The 21530-nt window shown below is 44.6% G+C and carries 20 protein-coding genes and 1 tRNA gene; 10 read left to right on the top strand and 11 right to left on the bottom strand.

The window, feature by feature from the left end:
- Positions 1-16 precede the first annotated feature (16 nt).
- From KNQ18_RS14920 to KNQ18_RS14905, 4 genes are all read right to left on the bottom strand, one after another.
- Positions 17-451, bottom strand: coding sequence for an organic hydroperoxide resistance protein (locus KNQ18_RS14920; protein ID WP_023467178.1), 435 nt, complete (start codon positions 449-451; stop codon positions 17-19).
- A gap of 176 nt (positions 452-627) precedes the next feature.
- On the bottom strand, positions 628-1965 hold the full coding sequence (locus KNQ18_RS14915) for a hemolysin family protein (RefSeq protein WP_047395079.1): 1338 nt from the start codon (positions 1963-1965) through the stop codon (positions 628-630).
- 192 nt (positions 1966-2157) lie between these two features.
- Positions 2158-2640 (bottom strand): DUF456 domain-containing protein, encoded by a 483-nt coding sequence (locus tag KNQ18_RS14910; protein WP_023467174.1) that lies wholly within the window; start codon positions 2638-2640, stop codon positions 2158-2160.
- A 37-nt stretch (positions 2641-2677) separates the two neighbouring features.
- The gene (locus tag KNQ18_RS14905) at positions 2678-3907 is read right to left on the bottom strand and encodes a DUF2254 domain-containing protein (RefSeq protein ID WP_215085297.1); all 1230 of its coding nucleotides are present in this window, start codon (positions 3905-3907) and stop codon (positions 2678-2680) included.
- Between the two features lie 181 nt (positions 3908-4088).
- Between KNQ18_RS14905 and KNQ18_RS14900 the strand changes: the two genes are divergently transcribed.
- Together KNQ18_RS14900 and KNQ18_RS14895 are read left to right on the top strand one after the other, a co-directional pair.
- Positions 4089-5573 carry an aldehyde dehydrogenase family protein gene (locus tag KNQ18_RS14900; RefSeq protein ID WP_023467170.1) on the top strand — a complete coding sequence of 495 codons (1485 nt, stop codon included), beginning with the start codon at positions 4089-4091 and terminating at the stop codon, positions 5571-5573.
- Positions 5574-5628: 55 nt separating this feature from the next.
- Positions 5629-6018 (top strand): tautomerase family protein, encoded by a 390-nt coding sequence (locus KNQ18_RS14895; protein ID WP_029340806.1) that lies wholly within the window; start codon positions 5629-5631, stop codon positions 6016-6018.
- Positions 6019-6125: 107 nt separating this feature from the next.
- Here the strand turns inward: KNQ18_RS14895 and yidD are convergent, their stop codons facing one another.
- A complete protein-coding gene (gene yidD / locus KNQ18_RS14890; protein WP_058703741.1) occupies positions 6126-6410 on the bottom strand; it encodes a membrane protein insertion efficiency factor YidD in 285 nt (94 codons plus the stop codon).
- A 104-nt stretch (positions 6411-6514) separates the two neighbouring features.
- Between yidD and KNQ18_RS14885 the strand changes: the two genes are divergently transcribed.
- The 3 genes from KNQ18_RS14885 (at position 6515) to KNQ18_RS14875 (ending at position 10491) form a co-directional block, all read left to right on the top strand.
- A complete protein-coding gene (locus KNQ18_RS14885; RefSeq protein ID WP_215085295.1) occupies positions 6515-7480 on the top strand; it encodes a quinone oxidoreductase family protein in 966 nt (321 codons plus the stop codon).
- A gap of 151 nt (positions 7481-7631) precedes the next feature.
- A complete protein-coding gene (locus tag KNQ18_RS14880) occupies positions 7632-9950 on the top strand; it encodes a YhgE/Pip domain-containing protein (protein ID WP_029340804.1) in 2319 nt (772 codons plus the stop codon).
- On the top strand, positions 9937-10491 hold the full coding sequence (locus KNQ18_RS14875) for a TetR/AcrR family transcriptional regulator (RefSeq protein ID WP_215085293.1): 555 nt from the start codon (positions 9937-9939) through the stop codon (positions 10489-10491). The genes KNQ18_RS14880 and KNQ18_RS14875 overlap by 14 nt, the downstream gene beginning before the upstream one ends.
- Positions 10492-10507: 16 nt before the next feature.
- On the opposite strand, the gene KNQ18_RS14870 is transcribed toward KNQ18_RS14875, so the two are convergent.
- The gene (locus tag KNQ18_RS14870) at positions 10508-11143 is read right to left on the bottom strand and encodes a sterol desaturase family protein (RefSeq protein ID WP_215085291.1); all 636 of its coding nucleotides are present in this window, start codon (positions 11141-11143) and stop codon (positions 10508-10510) included.
- A gap of 127 nt (positions 11144-11270) precedes the next feature.
- Between KNQ18_RS14870 and KNQ18_RS14865 the strand changes: the two genes are divergently transcribed.
- Positions 11271-11549 (top strand): hypothetical protein, encoded by a 279-nt coding sequence (locus KNQ18_RS14865; RefSeq protein WP_050678090.1) that lies wholly within the window; start codon positions 11271-11273, stop codon positions 11547-11549.
- A 35-nt stretch (positions 11550-11584) separates the two neighbouring features.
- Here KNQ18_RS14865 and KNQ18_RS14860 read toward each other — a convergent pair whose 3' ends face one another.
- Positions 11585-12319 (bottom strand): metallophosphoesterase family protein, encoded by a 735-nt coding sequence (locus KNQ18_RS14860; RefSeq protein WP_215085289.1) that lies wholly within the window; start codon positions 12317-12319, stop codon positions 11585-11587.
- A gap of 360 nt (positions 12320-12679) precedes the next feature.
- On the opposite strand from KNQ18_RS14860, the gene KNQ18_RS14855 reads away from it, so the two are divergent.
- Entirely contained in the window at positions 12680-13702 is a 1023-nt protein-coding gene (locus tag KNQ18_RS14855; protein WP_029340800.1) for a PTS sugar transporter subunit IIC, read from the top strand.
- Between the two features lie 95 nt (positions 13703-13797).
- Here the strand turns inward: KNQ18_RS14855 and KNQ18_RS14850 are convergent.
- Positions 13798-13870, bottom strand: a tRNA-Val gene (locus KNQ18_RS14850).
- A gap of 186 nt (positions 13871-14056) precedes the next feature.
- Here KNQ18_RS14850 and KNQ18_RS14845 point away from each other — a divergent pair.
- Positions 14057-17197, top strand: a complete 3141-nt coding sequence (locus KNQ18_RS14845; RefSeq protein ID WP_215085287.1) for an efflux RND transporter permease subunit — start codon at positions 14057-14059, stop codon at positions 17195-17197.
- Positions 17198-17258: 61 nt separating this feature from the next.
- On the opposite strand, the gene KNQ18_RS14840 is transcribed toward KNQ18_RS14845, so the two are convergent.
- Positions 17259-17735 (bottom strand): hypothetical protein, encoded by a 477-nt coding sequence (locus KNQ18_RS14840; protein WP_023467153.1) that lies wholly within the window; start codon positions 17733-17735, stop codon positions 17259-17261.
- A gap of 65 nt (positions 17736-17800) precedes the next feature.
- Complete coding sequence (locus KNQ18_RS14835) at positions 17801-18628, bottom strand: M15 family metallopeptidase (RefSeq protein WP_149426824.1); 828 nt, start codon at positions 18626-18628, stop codon at positions 17801-17803.
- Between the two features lie 217 nt (positions 18629-18845).
- Here KNQ18_RS14835 and KNQ18_RS14830 point away from each other — a divergent pair, with 217 nt between their 5' ends.
- Both KNQ18_RS14830 and KNQ18_RS14825 read left to right on the top strand, forming a co-directional pair.
- Entirely contained in the window at positions 18846-19391 is a 546-nt protein-coding gene (locus tag KNQ18_RS14830; protein WP_353049776.1) for a methyltransferase family protein, read from the top strand.
- Between the two features lie 16 nt (positions 19392-19407).
- Entirely contained in the window at positions 19408-20895 is a 1488-nt protein-coding gene (locus KNQ18_RS14825; protein ID WP_023467150.1) for a phytoene desaturase family protein, read from the top strand.
- A 58-nt stretch (positions 20896-20953) separates the two neighbouring features.
- Here KNQ18_RS14825 and KNQ18_RS14820 read toward each other — a convergent pair whose 3' ends face one another.
- Positions 20954-21520, bottom strand: coding sequence for a histidine phosphatase family protein (locus KNQ18_RS14820; RefSeq protein ID WP_215085285.1), 567 nt, complete (start codon positions 21518-21520; stop codon positions 20954-20956).
- Positions 21521-21530 lie beyond the last annotated feature (10 nt).

The following is a 21530-nucleotide window of genomic DNA, read 5'->3' as shown; positions in this document are numbered from 1 at the left end:
GATTCGTCGATTATGCTTATAGTGAATCGACGACTTTAACAGAAAGATCGACATCAATGTTGCCACGTGTCGCTTTCGAGTACGGGCAGAAATTGTGTGTCTTCTCTAGTAAATCTTCGGCTTCTTCTTGCGATACGCCGACGACCTCGACGACGAGTTTCGCTGCAATTTTTACACCGTTATCCGCTTCGTCCTGTAAGAGGCTGACTTCTGAATTCGTCCGCGTCTCGACTCGTTTTTTTGCTTGGCGCGCCATCAAATTATAGGCACCATCAAAACAAGCGGCATATCCTGCTGCGAATAACTGTTCCGGGTTTGATGTCGGAATGTCTTCTTTGCCTTTTGTTCCTGGCATGACTAAATCGAGATTGATGACGTTATCGTCTGAAGCGACTTTCCCGTCGCGACCACCGACTGCAGATGCACGTGAAGTAAGAATGACGTTTGACATAATAAAAAACCCCTTTTCCTGTTGAATTGAAAAATGCTTTTTTGCCACATAGACAGTAATACCCGTCAGTGAGGGAGATAAACACAAGATGTGTCTATCACCTTAGCTGATTCATTTTTTTAGTAGACAAAAAAAGACGATGAACTCGAAGTCCATCGTCTTGCACATTCTATTTCTTATCCGATCTCTTCTGTTGCAGTTTCTTCTCGATCAGGCAATTGAAGATAAATTGATTTGACTTGATGATTATCGACTTCCATGACTTTGATCGTGTATTCCTGATAGCGGAATTCTTGGCCACTCGACACTTCCGTATCCTGTGCCATGACCCAGCCACCAATCGTATCGATGTCTTCTTCTTCGATTCCTAGGTTAAAGCGTTCATTTAGGTCATCAATCAAGACACGGCCTGAGATCCGGTATAATCGCTCATGAATTTGTTCGATATCTGCTTTCTCATCCTTATCGAATTCATCTCGGATTTCTCCAACGATTTCTTCCAATATGTCTTCCATCGTAATCACACCAGCTGTACCACCATACTCATCAATGACGAGTGCCATTGGCGTCCGTTCCACCTGCATTTTCAACATAGCGTCTTGAAGCGGTGAATACTCGGATACAATCGGCAAGTTGTGGATGTAATAGCTTAATGCTTTTCCTTTGTTAGCCATATGATCCGTAAATAATTGTTTTGCATTGATGAAGCCAAGGATTTTATCCTTATCTCCTTCTTCCGCTACTGGGTAACGTGTGAACTGATACTCTTCAACGAGACGAATGATGTCCTCCATCGATGCATCGTTCGAGATCGTGATTAAGTCCGTCCGCGGTAACATGATATCTTTCGCGATCCGCTCATCGAACGAGAAGATGTTCTGCATGTAGGAAAGCTCAGTCTGGTTGATTTCTCCACTCTTATAACTCTGTGTCATGATGATTTTAATCTCTTCTTCAGAATGGACTTCTTCGTGTCCCGCTGGCTCGACGCCAAACAACCGAAGAATGATTCGTGCTGAACCGTTCAATGTCCAGATGAAAGGTTTCATGATTTTACCGAACCAATATAGTGGTGGCGCGAGTAACATCGTGATCGCTTCCGTTTTTTGAATCGCTAAAGATTTTGGAGCAAGTTCTCCAAGCACGACATGAAGAAACGTTACAATCGAGAATGCAAGAACGAACGAAATGATCGTCGAGACGGAGTTCGGAATGTCAATCTCTTCGAACAACATACCGAGAATCGCACCTACCGTTGATTCTCCTAACCACCCGAGACCAAGCGCTGTCACGGTAATTCCAAGTTGACAGGCCGATAAATAATAATCCAAATTCTCAAGTAGCCTCTTCGCCACTTTCGCAGTCTTGCTTCCTTCTGTAATCAACTGATCGATTCGAGACATTCGCATTTTGACGACCGAAAATTCGGCAGCTACAAAAAAAGCGGTTAAGACGATGAGTAGTGCAATGACGAGTAGCCGAATGATGATCGTCGTCGTGTCGAATGTCTCCATTGAGTGTGTACTGTCCAATCGTTTCCCCGAAGAAAGGGGATTCACCTCCATTAATATAAAGCCAGATGCCGAGGCATCTGGTGGTTTACAGCAAAAAGAAGCTTCAGACTTTCAAAGCTTCCCTACTTTTTCATATTCATACTATAACGGAACTTTCATAAAATGTGTACTTGAAGACATCATTTCAGACCGTCAGACGACATAGAGAATAAAGATTACGATCATGAGTAACATCGCGATTCCCTTTAACAAGGCACTTGATAAGATACCAAGGACTGTTCCGATCCCAACTGAAACCGAGGTTTGCCACGTCTTTTTACTAATGATTTTTTCCGTCAAGATGGCAAAGACAAACGGGAAAATTAATAATCCGATACCCGGCAAAATAAATGGTCCCGCAATCAATCCGACTGTCGTTGCAATCTTAGCCGCTTGTGAGCCTCCCCGTCGATCGACGGTGTAGGCGCTAACGAGATAATCGAGTGTAAATAAGAGAATGATGAAAATCGCTTGAATCACCCAAAAACTAATCGATAGTTCAGAGAACCCAAATCCGAATCCATAAATCAAAAAACCAACTACTAAAATCGGCGCACTTGGGATGATCGGATACACGAGACCTGCAAAAGCGACTAGAAAACAGACGACGATCAGACTCCATAACAAGATTGTCACTTTCTATTCCTCCCTTCTTTTGATTCTCTTGCCCTTTTTACGTCGAAGGGAAGACAAAAGTTTCATTCAACGCCCGATGGATTTGATTTTGTAAAAAATCACGATCCCAGTCGTTCATTGTTTCAAAACGTACTTCCGAACAGATGTATGGAATGAACCGTTGAATCGTTTCATAGTGAGCTGGTAAGGCTTGCCGCTTCATCGTTCCAAGCGACTCAAGCATCGTCGCGAGAACTGAAATATCTTCTGCTCCGTAATGTCGTAGTTGATAAAACGTCGTGTATAACAATTGTTGGTAAGTTTCCCTGACGACGATGTGTTGCTGGTCCTTTCCAACAACTAGCACACCATCTGGTATTACGGCATACTGTCGCATTAAGTCACCAATAATCCGAACCGCATGTCTCGCTGTATTCGGATCATTGATTCCTGGAGAAATCGCACGTAAAGCAACTTCACTTAATTTTTCAAGAACAAATGCAAAATCCTGTTCTGAAGATTTCGTCGGTCCAATCAATATACTTTCATTGATATCCCGGCAAGTTGCCCGTCCGATGGCTTCTCCCTCTGTTACGAATGAGCCGACCGTTCGATCAATATACACGCGGTCTTTCTGATCAAAAACATCATAATCGACTGCTTGAATATATCCGGTTCGAGTTGCCTGAATAAGATGTGGATAATTTGTCGTCATCTTTCTTTCAGTAATCTTTTGTTCTCCTGATCCTAGATGTTCGACTTGTCGTTTCAATAATTCGTTCCCTTCTTCGTGTAATCGATCGAGTAATGTCGTCACGCGAATCGACTGACTGACGATATGAATGAATGCGACGAATGCCACGATCGATATCAACACGACGAGAACGGCTACTGTCGAAGCGACGACGCTCGTCTTCAACGCCGGACGAAGAAAAAAGAGCATCGTCATCGAGTAACTGACCGCTCCAATGAATATGCCGAAAATGTGTTGCACTTGCCGATTCTCGATGAAGTTAGGCAATGTCCGTGGTGAGAATTGTGATGAATAGGTCGTCAATACGACAAGAATGGTTGAGAATGTGAACGTCATCATGGCGAGCAGTCCGGTAAAGACAGAACTATGGATTGTCTGCGCTAAGCCAAGCGTCGTTTGCCAGTCTTTTGGAAACCAGTTTGATATATACACATCTAACCACGTCACGATTCCCGTCAAACCAATCCCAATGAGACCATATAACAATGGCCACCACCAATTGATTTCTCGAGACAGGACTTTCAGCTTCTTCAAAATAAAATTCCTCCTTTTTATAGCACTATATTGATTGAATTCCTGATTTAGAGCGCTTTAAAACCCATCTGACTGACTGACTTTGAGCAATATGTTTGGTCGAAGTGCACGGATGTGTTTTACTTCTTTTCATAACGTGAATAACTTAATTGTTATGAAAACGAATGGGAGATGAAATGATATGGCTCAACAAAACGAAGCAACATTGCATACAGATTTCACGAAGATTTACATTGATGGTCAGTGGCGCACAGGCGCAAGTGACAGCAACATGACGAACACGAATCCTTTCACGGGTGAAGAGCTCTTTACAATCTCTGCAGCGAATCAACAAGATTTAGATGACGCTTATGAAGCGGCTCAAGTCGCTCAAAAAGACTGGGCGAAAGTTCCTGCCTTAAAACGTCAAGGTCTCATCGAAAACTTCTTGAAAGTCTTGTACGAAGAGAAAGAAACGATCATCGAATGGTTGATCAAAGAGTCCGGAAGTACACGCATCAAAGCGGAAGGTGAATTCCTTGCTTCTGTCTTGATCGTCAAGGAAGCTGCGACATTCCCACTTCGGATGCACGGTGAAATTCGTCCATCGGTCGTACCAGGCAAAGAAAACCGGATCTACCGTAAAGCACTTGGTGTCATCGGTGTCATCAGTCCATGGAACTTCCCGTTCCACTTAGCTGTACGGTCGATCGCTACTGCCATTGCCATCGGGAACGCAGTCGTTGTTAAACCGGCTACGGACACACCTGTTTCAGGTGGATTGATTTTTGCTAGTCTATTTGAAAAAGCTGGATTGCCAAAAGGTGTCTTGAATGTCATCGTCGGTCGCGGTTCAGAAATCGGTGATGCTATCGTCGAACATCCTGTACCACGTTTGATTTCATTCACAGGATCAACTGAAGTAGGTCGTCATATCGGTGAACTTGCTGGTAAACACCTGAAGAAAACAGCGCTTGAACTTGGCGGAAACAACGTCTTCGTCGTACTTGATGATGCTGATCTCGATCGTGCGGTCGAATCTGCTGTCTACAGCAAGTTCTATCACCAAGGTCAAATTTGTATGTCGACGAACCGAATTCTCGTCGCTTCTTCGATTCATGATGAATTCGTCGAGAAATACGTCGCTCGTGTAAAAGAGCTACAATACGGTGATCCATCACATGATCGGACACAAGTCGGACCACTCATCAACCAATCACAAGTTGAACGGATTCTTGAAGATCTCGAGAAAACAAAAGCTGCGGGTGCAACCGTTCGTGTCGGTGGCGAAGCAAAAGATAACGTCATCGCACCTACTGTCGTCACTGGTGTTACGAATGATATGCCACTCGCTAAAAATGAAATCTTCGGACCGGTCGCTGTCATCATCCCGTTCGATACGGATGAAGAGGCACTTGAAATCGCGAACTCGCTTCCGTACGGATTGAGCGGCGCTGTCCATGGTTCTTCTATTGAACGCGCGACTGCCTTTGCGCTTGAAGTCGAGACAGGTATGATTCATATCAACGATCAATCGGTCAACGATGAGCCACATATGCCATTTGGTGGTGAAAAAGATTCAGGGCTCGGTCGCTTTAACGGCGAGTGGGTACTTGAAGAATTCTCGACTGTCCAATGGTTATCTGTCATGCACGATCGTCGTCAATACAAACCATTCTTTGAGTAATATAAGAGTAGGGTTTTCCCCTACTCTACATAATTTTGTGAAGGAGTGATTTCACATGCCGTTATTACGATTCGACGTCATTGAAGGACGTTCAGAAGAAGAGTTAAAAACGTTACTCGATACCGCACACGATGCGATGGTCGAAGCATTTGATGTGCCGGAGCGCGATCGTTATCAAATCGTGCATACGCATAAAGCACATGAGATGGTCATTCAAGATACAGGACTCGGATTTGAACGGAGTAAAGATATCGTTCTTATTAGTGTGACGAGTAAAACGCGGACGGAAGAGAAAAAACAACGTCTCTACCAATTACTCGCCGAACGCTTACAAGCAAACTGCGGACTCGCACCGACTGATTTGATGGTGTCGATCGTCGAAAATGATGCAGCCGACTGGAGCTTCGGTCTTGGCGAAGCACAGTTTTTAACGGGTAAACTATGATCGTCTGTAAGTAGAACAAAAGGGAAGTATGTTATCGGTAATTTCCGGTAACATACTTCCCTTTATTTGTTCTTACTTCATTAAACAAGAGAGAACCTTCACATGACTTACTCCTTCGTTTCTTCCGTCTTCTCCCGTGGATTTTCCCGTTGCAGCGGTGCTTTCCAACTAAATTGATCGGGTTCTGGAACGAAGTCAAGGCCTCCTGGATGGAACGGTTGGCACCGTAACAATCGACGCGTCGTCAAATAACTACCTTTTACCGCACCATGACGTTCAATCGCCTCCATCCCGTAATGGGAGCATGTTGGATAGAATCGACATGTAGCTGGTTTCATGGGAGAGATGACTTTTTGATAAAAACGAATTCCTCCCATTAAGACACGCTTCATACTGTCCCTTCTTTCGTCTTTTTTTCTAGTGTAACGCATCTGTCCATCATTTTCAGATGTTCTGCCTTATACTAAAAGCAGATTTAAAAGAAGGATGTGTTGAGATGAAGGCATTAACTTTCCACGAATTCGGAGGTTCTGATGTATTACGCTTCGAAGACGTACCAACGCCAACAATCACTGAACAGGAAGTTCTGATTGAAATGAAAGCGATCGGTCTGAATTTTGCAGACATCTATCGCCGAAAAGGAAACTATCATTTAGAAGGACAGCCTCCCTATATTTTAGGGTATGAAGGTGCAGGAGTCGTCACCGCAATCGGTGCTGCTGTTTCAACGTTCCACGTAGGTCAACGAGTTGCTTTTGCGGACGTTCCGCTTGCGAACGCGGAGTACGTCGCAGCACCCGTCGATAAATTGATTCCGCTTCCTGATGGTATCTCATACGAAACAGCAGCTTCTGTCTTATTACAAGGGTTAACAGCGCATTATTTAACTCGAGATAGCTATCATGTCCAACCGGGAGATGTCGTCTTAGTGCATGCAGCTGCCGGTGGCGTTGGTCAGTTGTTGACACAGCTCATTCGTTTACTTGGCGCAACTCCGATTGGATTGACGTCTTCTCCTGAGAAAGCACAGATCGCTAAAACTGCGGGCTGTGAATCTGTCTATTTATATTCTGAGAACTGGGTCGAGCACGTGCTCGCGCAAACTTCTGGTAAAGGAGTTGATGTGGTCTACGAATCCATTGGTTCTACCTTAATGGATAGTTTCCATGTGACAAAAGTCCATGGAACGGTTGTCTTCTATGGTATGGCAGGCGGCGATCCCGTATCTGTCGATCCTCGCTTTTTGATGGATACGTCCAAAACATTGACGGGTGGTGACCTTTGGAACGTATTAACATCTTCTGAAGAACGAATCCGTAGATCTGGTGAATTATTTGATTGGATTCTATCCAATCATCTCACCCTGTCTTCTTCTACAACATTCAGATTATCTGATGGCAAAGCAGCACATGACTTTTTAGAAAGTCGACGCAGTACAGGAAAACTACTTTTGCTTCCTTAACTCGTTTTTCCAAGACGGCTCCCTGCGAGTCGTCTTTTTTATGTGAAATTAGAATTATCGATTGATTTTTTTTAATGAAGAGAGTAAAGTAAATCTCATCAAAACCTAAAACCCAAATAAGTTTTGAGTTTTAGAAAGGGGATTTGTATTTATGTTTCGCTCAGAATGGAAGAAATTGAAGAGTCCGATGATGATTGTTGTCATTCTCGCCCTCATCCTCGTACCGTTTCTCTACAACTCCATCTTCTTATCTGCATTCTGGGACCCATACGGTCAAACAGAAGATATCAAGGTCGCTATCGTCAACGAAGACAAGGCGACGAAGTTTAAAGGAGAGAAAGTCGACATCGGGGATCAATTCGTCGACAAACTCAAAAAAAATGATGATTTTGATTGGCAGTTCTTATCTAAGGACAAAGCCGAAAAAGAATTACGTGACGGCAAAATCTATATGACGGTCGTCATCCCGAAGAACTTCTCTAAAAATGCAACGACACTACTCGATGATCATCCGAAGAAGATTGAGTTGGAGTATTACTTGAATCCAGCCAAAAACTACTCGGGCACACAAATTTCGAGTACGGCTGCAAAACAATTAAACGAAAAGATCCGAAAATCCGTGACGAAACAATACAGTAGTGCGATCTTCGGTGCGTTAAAGAAAATCGCAAACGGTATGGAAAAGGCATCGGACGGTTCTTCTAAACTAGAAGATGGCAACCATAAAACAGCGGATGGTGCCAAAACACTAGCAACGAATCTTGGAAAACTTGCGGATGGAAGTCTGACACTGTCCGAAAAACTGGGCGAAGCCAATCAAGGTTCGAAAAAACTCAGTGACGGCGTCACGACACTCGACGAAAAGACTGCCCTCTTCGCCCAAAAAACGGGTGAGTTGTCTTCTGGGTTGAACACGCTAGACGAAAATGGTGGCAAATTACAAGCCGGTGCTGCACAACTAGAAGACGGAGCAACGAAACTCAGCGGTGGCTCGACACAAGTCCGTCAAGGGGCAGAACAACTGGCTGCAGGTACGGCTCAGCTTAATGAAAAAATCCCTCAATTGACGGATGGATTAAATCAATTGGATGAAAAAGCACAAGCTGCCAACGCCTTTTTAACGCAACTTAATCAAGATGCTGAAAAAGCGAAACAAGATTTACGAGCACGTCGTGAAGCCCTTGAAGCAAACGTTGCGCAACTAAAAGAAGTCATTTCTGCTTCTGAACAGTTATCGGATGAAGAAAAACAAACGTTACTCGGTTCTATCGGTTCATTAGAAGAAAACATCCAAAATCTCGCCGCCCAAGAAGGCGCGATTGATCAGAGTCTTGCTCAAGCAACGGACGCGACGAAAAAAATTGGTCAACTGGCTGCAGGTGGTCAACAAGTCGAATCAGCTGTATCACAACTGAACGCAGGTCAAGTGAAACTCGTCGACGGTGCGAAACAAGTCGAGTCTGGTGCACAACAATTAGCAAGTGGTCAACAAACATTCAATGAAAAACTCGGTCAATATACTGCAGGTGTGCATAAAGCCGCAACAGGTGGCGCACAACTGGCTGACGGGGCTAATCAGCTTTCAGATGGCACACATCAACTCCAAACAGGTGCTAGCGCGTTAAATAACGGGTTAGGACAATTGGCTTCTGGTTCAACTACGATTACGGACGGAATCGGCAAAACGACCGATGGGGCTTCGAAAATCGCGGATGCCAACACAAAACTTGAAGATGGTGCTAAAACATTGAAGGACGAGCTCAGCAAAGGAGCTAAAGACGCAACCGTCAAGCCGACGAAAGAGCGGGATAATATGCTGGCAGAACCCGTCGTCTTAAAAGAACATGACTATTCGACGGTCAACAACTACGGTTCTGGTTTATCAGCTTACATCCTTAGTATCGCCTTGTTCGCAGGTGCCTTGATGTTCTCGTCTGTCTATCAGATTCGTCCAGAACATGGCGAAAGTCTGACATGGCGCTTCCTTGTCGGTAAATTATCACTCATCTTACCGATTGGAGCCTTACAAGGTGTCGCAGCGGCTACAGCCATCGTCTATGTCCTCGATGCTGATGTCGCGAGTGTTCCTGCGCTCTATGGATTTGCTGCCTTAACAGGTATGACGTTCATTACGATTCTGTTCACGCTCGCGATGCTACTCGGTCGCGTCGGACAGTTCCTTGCCTTCCTACTACTTCTGCTTCAAATCGGTGGTAGTGGTGGTACGTTCCCAGTCGAGATGACGCCAAGCTTCTTCCAAGCCATTCATACGTTCTTACCAATGACGTATTCAGTCGGCGGATTCCGTGAAGCGCTTGGACTTGGTGTGACAGACGCCCTCATTTCAAACAGTCAAGTCCTTGCGACCATCTTAGTCGTCGCGTTGATCATCAGCTTCGTTGGAGGGCTCGGAGCCAAGCGAATTTTACTCTCAACGAAAGTGAGACGAAAACAACATGACACAGTCTGATAAAGAAATATTGATACTGGACTCAGCGATGGCTTGTTTTTCTGAACTTGGTTATAAAGGTACGACGATTGAGCGTGTCGCCCGACGCGCTCATGTCGGGAAACCGACCGTCTATCAATTGTTCGAAAGTAAACTCAACCTGTTCGAATCACTCGTAACACGTGTGCTGCAAGAGATGAAAGAAGAAGCAGAACGCGCTTACGTCGAACATGCGACGGTAGAAGAAAATAAGCAAGCAATGATCGACGCTATCGTCTATCATCAGCAACAACATTTGTTCATTCTTCAAATCATCGAAGAAACACGTAATCTCAAATTACAAGAAATGCAAGAACTACGGACACGTATCGAACGACATGTCGTCGAATATCTTAAAACGCTACTCGAGACTCGCCTTGGACAAGATGATCGTGACGTACCAGTCGATGTCACCGCCTTTCTGATTTTCCGGACGTACATTGCGTTAATTGCCGAATGGCCATTGATTGCTCGACCGTTGGAATTAGATACGATTCGTCGTGCCATGCTACGCATTTTATGAATCAAAAAACCGCCGGTCAGCTGATCGGCGGTTTTTCATATTCTTGATTCTTTTCTAAATTCCGTGCCGTTTGACTAGAAGCAACTGTTTTTTCATCCTTCAGTGTGCCAAACAACCAATCCCCTACCGGATTCGATACACCAAACCAATAGTGTTCATTTTTGAAATGATGTAACAGATGCGTTTTTTTCATCCATTTTCCAAAGCGTGTTCTCGGTTTCAACGGAACGTGTGCCACATAATGCTTCCATTCGTAAGCAAGTAACATGACGATCAATCCACTCGCGGCTGCAGCTGTCGAGACGACAGATTGTGTCAGAAGATAGGTCAGAGCCGCAAAGAAACCAAGATTCGGCAAGGAATACCAGACAGGTAAAAACAACAGATGCAGTTCATTTGGATGCGCATGATGATCGTAATGGAGTCGTTTCAACAATTTTCGTCCAAGCGCATTTTTAGGTGGTGGTAAATGGAACAAAAAACGATGCGTCAGGTATTCACTGAAACTAAAGACGATCAGTCCAAGACAAAAGAACAGTAAAATCGACCAATGAAACGGCTGAGCAAGGACATAACTACTTATTCCAATCAGTAGTACGAGCATGATCAAAATATCCGGAAATAGAAAAAAACGGCGATAGATGTCTGACATAGATGCCCTCTCCTTTCTTTTTTCGTTACAGCGTCTAATCGTACGTTCATCGATTCGTCATGTTTTTTTACTTCAAGTCGTGTAATCATTCTCACTCTTTCCCTTATACTAAATAGGGAATGGAGTGATGATCGCTTTGAGTTTATCGACCGGAATCATCTTCGTGTTACTCGCCTATACACTCATGTCGCTCTACGACATGTGGCAGGTATATCGGACAACTAGCAAGCTTTGGATGTTTGTATTATTTCTTGCGACATTAATCAGTCTCATCGTTGCCTTTTTTGTGGCCCCTGTCCTTGCGCTATTCTTTTACTGGTCACGCCATCCATTGAAACGAAACATCGGTATCGTGTTACTGATTGTCGTGTGCCTCATCTCAATTACGACGAAGCTATCTGCTTAATCGACTTCCTTCATGAACTACTCATGAAGGTTTTTTCATGTCCTACTACCGAAGAAGAGACGGCGCATCAACTCACGTTCCGGCATCTCCGTCGTATTGAGGACGTCTAAAAATGGTCGATCATCATATGAAAGCTTCAGGATTTCTGAACGGACTTGATCCTTCTCCCAATCAATGATTGCTACTGGGGCGATGGCTGTCTCCTGACATCCAAGTGCACCTGGATTAATAAAGAGTGTTTGTCCTGTCTCGACTTGTTGCGCTGGATGATGGTGACCGAAACCAATGATCCGCGCCTCACTTCCAGCAAACAGGACGGATAAGTTTTCTTTCGTTCCATCCACCGCTTGCTTTAACGGCTCTTCACCAACCTTCTTCGTCTGGTCGGCATAAGCATAGTGCGTCAGGTGCATCGTTTGTTCCTGATGCATGATATTTAAGACACGCGGTAAACGTTCCAAATACTTTTGATTTTCTTGCGTCAACGTATCCGCGATCCATTGATGGTGCTCTTTCGCATGGCGGTAACTATCGGGATATGTCTCCCCATGGATTAAAGCAAGGACACATTCATCATGATTCCCAGAAATCGTTTGAATATCAGGTCGTTGCTTCAATAGATCAATGACTTCATTATGCTCTGGTCCAATGCCGACAAGATCACCGAGACAATAGACGGCATCGATATCTGATTGTTGATCAAGATAGGACAATACCGCACGTAATGCTGATGCATTGCCATGAATATCTGTAAAAAGCATCACTTTCATGTAAACGCCTCCATTGTTGGTACATTAGGATTTCCCGATGATACCGTGAATTCCTGTCAGATTTCAGGAAAAAATAAATTGTCAGAAAATATTGATTATTAATCAAGAGCGTGTTAGGCTTAGAAAAATTCACAGAGAGGGGCACGATCGAATGATTCCGACGCAACAGCCATTTAACCAAGCCGGCCGACTGATTATTCTATGCATGAGGGACTGAAAACTTTTCCGATGATGAAACGGAAATGATTTTTGGGCCCTTCTTTCGATGCATCGAATGAGGCGCCCGCACAGAATGAGTGGCGCCTATCCCAAAAACGGATAGGCTTTTTTCATGGCAAAAAATAGAGATAGATAGAGAGGATGACAACGTTGAAAGAATATGCGATGGATCGAATGGTAAAAGTATCAGCTGGAATGGCAAATGCCGTTCTTGTAACACTCGGTGTCGGACTCCTGATTGAGACGCTCGGAAATCTTCTACATATCCAAATGCTACTGACGATTGGTGGTGTCGCAAAAGTACTACTCGCCCCTGCGCTTGGTGCCGGTATTGCCTTTCAGCTCGGAGGAAACACACTTGTCCTGTTCAGCGCGATGATCGCAGCGACGATTGGTGGTGCCGCTCTTCAATCGACTGCTTCTGGACTCGTTCTTGTACCCGGTCAGCCAATCAGTGCGTTACTCGCAGCTGCTGTCGCTGTATACGTCGGAAAACGCATGACTGGAAAAACGAAATTTGACATGATGGTGATCCCGATGAGTGCTGTCCTTGCTGGTGGCGTGACTGGAATCGGTGCTGCTGCCGTCACGACACCACTCCTTACAAAATTCAGTGCCATGATCACGGCTTCAGTCGAGTCTTCTCCTATTGCTACATCTCTTGTCATTGCACTCATCTTTAGTGTCTTATTGATGTCTCCTGCTTCGTCCGCTGCACTGGCTATCGCTTTGCAACTTGATCCTGTAGCAAGTGCCGCTGCACTGATTGGCTGTTCCGCTCAATTCGTCGGCTTTACGTTGATGGCATACCGTCAGACGGATCCAGGTGGTTTGATTGCTTCATTCTTTGTAACACCTAAAGTACAATTCCCGAATATCGTTAAAAATCCACGTCTTGTCGTTGCACCGTTTCTCGCAGCGATGATTTCAGCTCCTGTCGCGACGCTTCTACTCTCTTTGAAAGTACCGTACGAACTCGCAGGACTTGGATTAAATTCGATGATTGCCCCACTCAATATCTTCGTCAACCAAGGTCCTCAGGCGTTCCTCGTCTTCTTCTTGACTGGTGTCGTTCTACCTGGCGTCTTGACGCTCGTCTTCTATCGATTGACGACCGTCGCAGGGTGGACGAAGCGCGGCGATCTTCATCTCGAAATTCAATAAAACAATTTACCTCCCTTCCAACTATTCCTGATTGATTTCGGGAATAGTTTTTTAACGCAAAAAAATCGCTCCTTCGAAAAGGAACGATTTCGGTATGATTCTGACTGGGCTCGAACCAGCGACCTCTACCCTGTCAAGGTAGCGCTCTCCCAGCTGAGCTACAGAATCATGCTGTGTTGTTACTGGGTATGTTTTTATTATAGCAGCATATCGAAAAGTGTAAAGCCTTTTTCATAAAAAAAATTTATCTTTTTTCAAAAAGATCTTTTTAAATAAAAACAGTTTTAAAGTTGCGGGTTCTATGAGTGTCCTCTACTATGTAAATAAGCACATATAAAAGAAAGGAGCGTTCATATGAACTTTTTAACCCGATTTAGTTTGAAGAACTCGGTTGCTGTCTTCATCATTGCAATCCTATTGATTTTAGGAGGCGTGTATTCCTTCTCACAATTAAAAGTCGATCAGTTCCCAGAAATCGAGTTTCCTCAGATTTCAATCGAAGCGGTTTACCCTGGTGCATCTCCTGACGATGTCGATAAACAAGTCGTCTCAAAGCTTGAAACTTCCCTTAAAGGAATTGAAGGGGCTACCAAGCTAACCAGTTCTTCTTATGAAAGTATCGGTATCTTAAACATCGAATTCCCGTTCGATACCGATATGGATAAGGTCGAACAACAAATCGATGCTGCAATCCAAGATGCGAATCTACCGGAGGAAGCAACGACGAAATTGAATCGTTTGTCATTTGGTTCATTCCCGATCTATAACATCTCTTTCTTTAGTAAGGATGGTAAAGACATCGAAAAAATCCTAAAGGAAGATATCGAACCTGAACTTAATAAGATTCCAGGAATCAACAGCGTTTCGGTTGGTGGCTATAAGGATGATCTCGTTCAAATCACCGTCGATAAGGAGAAAGCGACGGAAGCGGGTCTCTCGCTCTCGAGCATCAAGGAACAAATCAATGGAAAGTATGTCTCGTTCCCATCTGGTCAGCTATCAGAAAACGATTCGAAAATTCCGATTCGCGTTGAGGAAAAACTAGAAAATCTAGATAAACTAAAAAATCTACAATTGACACCTGCTGCAGGTGCGACTAGTTCATCAAGTAACGGTCAAACAGGTGGTTCATCTGCTGGCGGTCCACCACAAGGTGCAACGCAAGGTCCACCAAGTACAACAGGTGGAGCAGCTGCAGATCAGGCGTCTGAACCTGCAGAACCGATTCGCCTAGAGGATATCGCAAAAATCGAAGCCGTCTCACAACAAAGTGAAAAAACGCGTTACGATTTAAAAGATTCCTTATCGATGGCAATCACGAAAAAACAAGATGCCAATACAGTCGAAATCGCAGATGAAGTCACGAAGATTCTCAATAAATATGACGACCAAGTCGACTATACGATTGGGATTGATTCAGCGAAGGATATCGAGGAGTCCGTTGCGACACTCGTCAAAGAAGGATTACTTGGTGCCCTCTTCGCATCACTCGCTGTTCTGTTATTCTTGCGGAATATCCGCGCGACGATCATCGCCATCGTCTCGATTCCATTATCATTACTCATCGCCGCTATCTTCTTGAACTGGCAAAATATCTCCCTGAACATCATGACACTTGGTGGGATGGCTGTTGCAGTCGGTCGTGTTGTCGATGATAGTATCGTTGTCATCGAGAACATCTTCCGGCGCGTCCGAAAATCCGAATCCGGTATGACGGATGAGATCATCGAACAATCGACAAAAGAGATTCTAAAAGCAATCACGTCATCTACGCTGACGACCGTCGTCGTCTTCCTACCGATTGGATTTGTCGGTGGTATTACTGGTAAGTTCTTCTTACCGTTCGCTTTGACGATTATTTTCTCATTACTTGCTTCACTACTCGTTGCGATCACGATCGTACCGATTCTCGCGAAGTTTGCATTCAAGAAGGTACCAGCGGAAGAAAAAGAAGGCGCTCTCCAACGTTGGTATGGCAAGCTGATTGAAAAATCACTCTCGCACAAGGCGATCATCTTGGTCGTATCGTTCATCCTTCTCGGTGGTTCCCTTGCGATCGTACCGCGTCTCGGCTTTACGTTCATTCCGAACGAAGCATCGAAGACCTTGACGGCATCGCTTGAACTTCCGGCTGCCACATCACTTGAAAAAACAAGTGACGTCTCGTTTGAGATGGAAAAAATGTTTGATAAAGAAAAAGCCATTGCTGACGTGACGACTTCTGTCGGAGCGCGTGACTTCACGACAGGCTTACGTCTCGATAATAAAGCAAGTTACTTCTTGAATCTAAAAGACGGTGTAAACGTCGAGAAAACGATCAAGTCACTTGAAACACAGATGGAAGACATCGCTCAAGATGAAAACGTCGATGTCAAAATCAGTGTGGCTGAACTATCAACAGGTGGTCCTCCGTCGAATAACAACGTCGATGTCGACTTGTTCTCGAACGACCTCGAAGCCCTTCAAGAGGCGGCAAAACTCGTCGAGGATAACATGTCGAAAAATAATGATTTGAAATATATCACGAACAACTTCAGCGAAAAACAAAAGCAGTATCTCGTAGAAATCGATCCTGAGAAAGCAAGTGATCGCGGACTATCTGGTTTCCAGATTCTCGGTACCGTTAACGATCAAACGAAGCCAGTTACGGTCGGAACGCTCAATCTCGACAATAAGGATCAAGACGTACAATTATCTTATGAAGAAGGACTCGTCTCGAAAGAAGATCTCGAAGACGTCCAACTCTTCTCAGCAAACGGTCCTGTCGCATTGAAAGATGTCGCGAACGTCAATGAAGTCGAGACTTTCACATCGATTCAGAAACTCGACGGAAAAGTATATGCTCGCGTATCTGGACAAGTCAAAGGAGACGACGTTCAAAACGTATCGAATGCCGTAAAAGCTGACGTCGAAAAAATCGATTTACCAGACGGTGTCTCATTGACAAGTGGTGGCGGAAATGACGATACGGTTGAAATCTTCCAATCACTTGGAATTGCGATCGTCGTTGCAATCGGACTTGTTTACCTGACAATGTTGATTACGTTCGGAAAAGCTCGGATTCCATTCATCATCTTGTCTTCTCTGATCTTTGTTCCGATCGGTTCACTCGTCACGCTCTTCCTTGCGAATGAACCATTGTCTGTCAGTGTCATGATCGGCTTCCTGATGTTGATCGGAATCGTCACCACGAACGCAATCGTTCTCGTAGACCGCATCGGTCAAAACGTCGGACGTGGTATGCCGATTCGCGAATCATTGATTGAAGCTGGTAAAACGCGATTACGCCCAATCCTGATGACCGCATTTGCAACAATCATGGCATTGGTACCACTCGCATTAACCACTTCTTCAGGAACATTGATCTCAAAAGGTCTTGCCTTGACGGTCATCGGTGGATTAACGACCTCTACGTTGTTGACACTTATCATCGTTCCTGTCGTCTATGAATTGTTCTTCTTCAAAAAAGCAAAAAAAGAACGTACGACTAAGTAAATGCACATGAAAGAAGCCTATCGCTTGGATCGCGATAGGCTTCTTTTCATTCTATAAGACCTTACGACTCTAACTGTTCATCCGTTCGTTCCAACGTACCATCATGTTGCGCCACTAATCCGTCGAGGACGGATGGCTCAAACTCTTCACCGATCGCGATAATCCCTGTTTGTCCAGGCGGAATGACACCGAGTGTTCGTTTGAATGTTTCTTGGATTTCTTGATTTTCCTTCATGTCTTTTGATCCACCAATCAGCATACCCGTCATCGAACCAAGTAAGATGCCGAATGGGCCTCCTAGAATACCAACCGCCATTCCAATTAACGACCCTTTGACGGCGCGATTCGATCCACTTAGGTCTACAGCATCTTCAAACGAAAAAGCACCATTCTCATTTCGCTTGATGACGGCAATCTGTTCGAAATCGACTTGACCTCGCGCATGATATTTCTTCAATTCACTGAACACTTGATAGGATGTCGCTTCTTCTTTGAACGTAAACGTCATGATGTGATGTTTCGCATCTTTTTTTGCCATTCGTTCCACCTCTTTCACCTGAGACGAATAACCGACTAATCCAACATCCTCTATTTACCATGTTTTTAAGGAGTCGAAACCTTTACTGGTTTCCATGGTGCGAGGTGGAAATACTCCTCCATTGTTAATCCACTGACTTTTAGACGAGCGGCAAGCGTTGCTCCGACATACCGATAGTGCCAGCTCTCATACGTATACCCCGTCCAAGATTCTTTACCAGAAGGATAGCGGAGATGGAAACCGTAGCGGTGAGCATTCGCAAACAACCATTTTGCCTCTTTTGTTTTGGAAAAGCTAAACGTGGCGTATTTTGTTGAATCAGCGCCTCCGATATCAAACGCAAGACCTGTTTGGTGTTCACTTTTCCCAGGTTCTGCACTATACGTACTCGCCTTCTCATATCCATCACGCGCAACATATTTATCAAACAACGTTTTTTGATAGGCATAGGAGCGATATGTACTAAACGCAACGAGCGTAATTCCCTCTTTTTTAGCCGCTACACGCATTTTCTCAAACGCTGCTCTTGCTTGTTGATTCTCACCAGGAGCGTACGTCGCGCGGAGCGCTAAGTTCTTATTCGCGATGAGGGTCTTACCGATCCGTTTCCCACCGATTTGTTCATCCGTCAGTAGATACTTCGTACTCGCATAACCAATCTTCGTACCATATTGTACTTTTGACCACGTACCGACTTTTGAAAGTTCCGTCACATAGATCCCCGTCGGAATAACCGCAAGACTCGGTTGATCAATCGATGCTCCTTTACGCAAATGAAGAGATGTCTTTGCTTGCCGATAAGTAGAAGTCGATGCTTCGACTGTTGGTATATACACTGATGTACAGGCCGCTGTTAATGTCAACGTCGTGATGAGTGTCGTGATGTATTTCATGAATCGTATATCTCCTTTATGCATGTTCTAATCTGCATCCATATTTTAGATTAGAATACCATTCTTTTTTTTCAAACAGGGTTCTTTCGGAATGCTTGTCATGAAAATGAAGTATTTCTGAAGTTCTCTAAATGTAGCTTAAGGACGAATTACAATGGGTAAATAACGATGTATGCGTTTTCGAAACATGATTCTGATGTAGAAAGGAGTAGCGTACGTGTCACTTTGGGAATGGATTTTCAGTATTGGTAGCATCTGCTGGATTGGTGAGATGATTCGTTTTCGGAATCGCTCCGAGTCTAAGTCAGGCGCAGCAGAACAAGTGAGTTTTTATTTGATTTTCCTTGTCCTAAGCGTAACGATCGTCTGCGCTTTCCTCTTTGCGAATGAAACCGTTTCTTCTATCATGCGCATCTTTTCATGCATTTTGTTATGGTGTGGTGTTTCCTTACGTCTATGGGGAATTCTCCACTTAAAGCAACAGTTCACTCGTCATGTCGTCGTGGCGTCTGGTGATCAGCTCGTCAGTAGCGGTCCCTATCGTTTTTTACGTCACCCGTTATACAGTGGATTGTTGTTGATTACGATGAGCTTCCCCCTGTTCACCGGTCAGTCCGGACTCTTCATTCTCTCTGGACTTCTGATGTTCATTTTCTTGCTCTACCGGATTCGAATCGAGGAAGCGATGTTAACGAAAGGTTTTGGACCTGCCTATACGGTATGGGCTGCGAAACGAAAACGATTGATTCCATTCATCTACTAAAGGAGAAGTGATTCATTTGAAGAAACGCGCAATTGTCATTGGAGCAGGTCTTGCTGGTATGTCTGCCGCCATTCGTTTGGCTGGAGATGGTTATGCAGTCACGATGCTTGAAAAGAATGCAAACGTCGGAGGGAAACTGAATCAACGGAGTGGAAAGGGATTTACTTTCGATACCGGTCCTTCCATCTTAACGATGCCTTGGGTACTCGAACAACTCTTCTCAAGCGTTCATCGTAACTTGGATGATTACTTAGAAATCGAGCGCATTGAACCGCAATGGCGTACATTCTTTGAGGATGGAACAAAAATCGATGTCAAAGGTGACTTACCTGGAATGCTTGAAGAAGTCGAACACGTCTCGTCACGGGCTGATTTCGTTGAATTGTTCCGGTACTCCAAACAAATGTACGACTTGTGCCTCGACAGTTTTTATAAATACAGTCTCGAAGATTTAAAGGACTTAAAAAAATACCATACGATGTCTGATTTATTAAAGATGGACCCGATGAATACGGTCGCGACCGGAACAAAGAAACATCTCAATGATCCGTATCTCGAACAGCTGTTCAACTATATGGTCATGTATGTTGGTTCCAACCCGTATCAGGCACCTGCTGTCTTCAATCAGATGATTTACGTTCAAATGGGACTCGGCATCTATTATGTCAAAGGTGGTATGTACCAAATCGCGCGTGCCATGAAACGGTTGCTTGATGAGCTCCGTGTCACGGTTCATCTCAACTCACCCGTTGAACAAATCGTCCTTGAAAATAAAAAAGCGGTTGGCGTCTTATCAAACGGAACGTTTCATGCAGCCGACATCGTCGTTTCAAACCTTGAGGTCATCCCGACTTACGAACGGATCGTACCGGAGAAAAAAGCCCGGAAACAGGCAAAAAAATTACAAGCGTCGTTTGCCCCTTCCGTTTCAGGTCTTGTCCTGCTGCTCGGTGTAAATCGTGAGTATCGCGGGCTAGCGCATCATAATTTCTTTTTCTCGGAAAATCCAGAGCGTGAATTCGCCCAAATGTTCAAAGAAGGTACCCCTCCTGAGGATCCGACGATTTACGTCGGAGTCTCGTCAAAATCCGACGCCTCCCAAGCTCCTGAAGGGAAGGATAACTTATTCGTCTTGACACACGTTCCACCGCTAACACTTCAAAAAGGTGAGGTCGACTGGGATGCGTACCGTGAAGTCGTTCTCGATAAACTGGAGCGGATGGGACTTCATGGACTTCGAGAATCGATCGAGTTTGAATATCGCTTTACCCCAGAAGATTTGAAGGAATTATACGGTCCAAACGGTGGATCGATTTATGGTGTCGCAGCCGATCGGAAGAAAAATGGTGGATTCAAGATTCCATCGAAGAGTGACTTGTACGAAGGACTTTATTTCGTCGGTGGTTCGACACACCCAGGCGGCGGTGTACCGATGGTCACATTGTCCGGTCAACTGACGGCGGACTTGATCCGAAAACATGAAGGTGCTGTTCCTACACCTTAAGATTTCTCCAATTACAAAAGAGACGGAAACTGATTCACGCATCAGTTCCGTCTCTTTTTTACTTTGTATTCGTCAAAAGTGGTACGACGTGAATATCCGCCTTTTCTCCTGATTTCACATCCATTCGACATACGGCTGGCATCGGTAAGGACTTCCAAAATGCGTAATCGAATGTCGGATCAAATGTTTCTAAGAGTAGCACCATGATATTTCCATGTGTTCCAAGAACGACTGTTTCGTCAGGATGCTTCTCCATTAGTCCGTCGATGAATGGTCGAATGCGTTGCGACGCTTCTTTGTTCGTTTCGCCTCCATACGGATTTTCATTCGGATGTTGCCATACATATGTGACCGCTCCTTGAAAATCGTCAAGCTCTCCCGGTGCCAACAATCGCTCTCGTAGTTCCTCTACCTCAATGAGTGGTTGTTGACGTGCCTCCGCGAGCGGTGCAATCGTCTCGATTGCCCGTTGATACGGGCTACTGTAGAATCTGTCGATTGGAATCCCTTTAAACGTTTCAAGTAAACGTATCGCATCTGCCTGTCCTGCATCGGAAAGTGACCGCTTCCGTTCATCTGGTGAATATGTCGAGTGTGCGTGCCGTACGAAATAGAGTGTCGTCATGTTTTGATTT

This window comes from Exiguobacterium sp. s78, from assembly GCF_018618985.1.
Classification (GTDB): Bacteria; Bacillota; Bacilli; order Exiguobacteriales; family Exiguobacteriaceae; genus Exiguobacterium_A; species Exiguobacterium_A abrahamii.
The sequence above is the reverse complement of the archived record's forward strand: the minus strand, read 5'-3'. Positions and strand labels throughout refer to the sequence as shown.

Excerpts from the sequence above, each read along its gene's own strand:
- KNQ18_RS14870 (WP_215085291.1), bottom strand. The coding sequence starts at position 11,143 with ATGTCAGACATCTATCGCCGTTTTTTTCTATTTCCGGATATTTTGATC.
- KNQ18_RS14915 (WP_047395079.1), bottom strand. The coding sequence starts at position 1,965 with ATGGAGACATTCGACACGACGACGATCATCATTCGGCTACTCGTCATT.
- KNQ18_RS14865 (WP_050678090.1), top strand. The coding sequence starts at position 11,271 with ATGATCGCTTTGAGTTTATCGACCGGAATCATCTTCGTGTTACTCGCC.
- KNQ18_RS14920 (WP_023467178.1), bottom strand. The coding sequence starts at position 451 with ATGTCAAACGTCATTCTTACTTCACGTGCATCTGCAGTCGGTGGTCGC.
- KNQ18_RS14900 (WP_023467170.1), top strand. The coding sequence starts at position 4,089 with ATGGCTCAACAAAACGAAGCAACATTGCATACAGATTTCACGAAGATT.
- KNQ18_RS14855 (WP_029340800.1), top strand. The coding sequence starts at position 12,680 with ATGACAACGTTGAAAGAATATGCGATGGATCGAATGGTAAAAGTATCA.
- yidD (WP_058703741.1), bottom strand. The coding sequence starts at position 6,410 with ATGAAGCGTGTCTTAATGGGAGGAATTCGTTTTTATCAAAAAGTCATC.
- KNQ18_RS14895 (WP_029340806.1), top strand. The coding sequence starts at position 5,629 with ATGCCGTTATTACGATTCGACGTCATTGAAGGACGTTCAGAAGAAGAG.
- KNQ18_RS14875 (WP_215085293.1), top strand. The coding sequence starts at position 9,937 with ATGACACAGTCTGATAAAGAAATATTGATACTGGACTCAGCGATGGCT.
- KNQ18_RS14885 (WP_215085295.1), top strand. The coding sequence starts at position 6,515 with ATGAAGGCATTAACTTTCCACGAATTCGGAGGTTCTGATGTATTACGC.
- KNQ18_RS14845 (WP_215085287.1), top strand. The coding sequence starts at position 14,057 with ATGAACTTTTTAACCCGATTTAGTTTGAAGAACTCGGTTGCTGTCTTC.
- KNQ18_RS14835 (WP_149426824.1), bottom strand. The coding sequence starts at position 18,628 with ATGAAATACATCACGACACTCATCACGACGTTGACATTAACAGCGGCC.
- KNQ18_RS14880 (WP_029340804.1), top strand. The coding sequence starts at position 7,632 with ATGTTTCGCTCAGAATGGAAGAAATTGAAGAGTCCGATGATGATTGTT.
- KNQ18_RS14820 (WP_215085285.1), bottom strand. The coding sequence starts at position 21,520 with ATGACGACACTCTATTTCGTACGGCACGCACACTCGACATATTCACCA.
- KNQ18_RS14840 (WP_023467153.1), bottom strand. The coding sequence starts at position 17,735 with ATGGCAAAAAAAGATGCGAAACATCACATCATGACGTTTACGTTCAAA.
- KNQ18_RS14860 (WP_215085289.1), bottom strand. The coding sequence starts at position 12,319 with ATGAAAGTGATGCTTTTTACAGATATTCATGGCAATGCATCAGCATTA.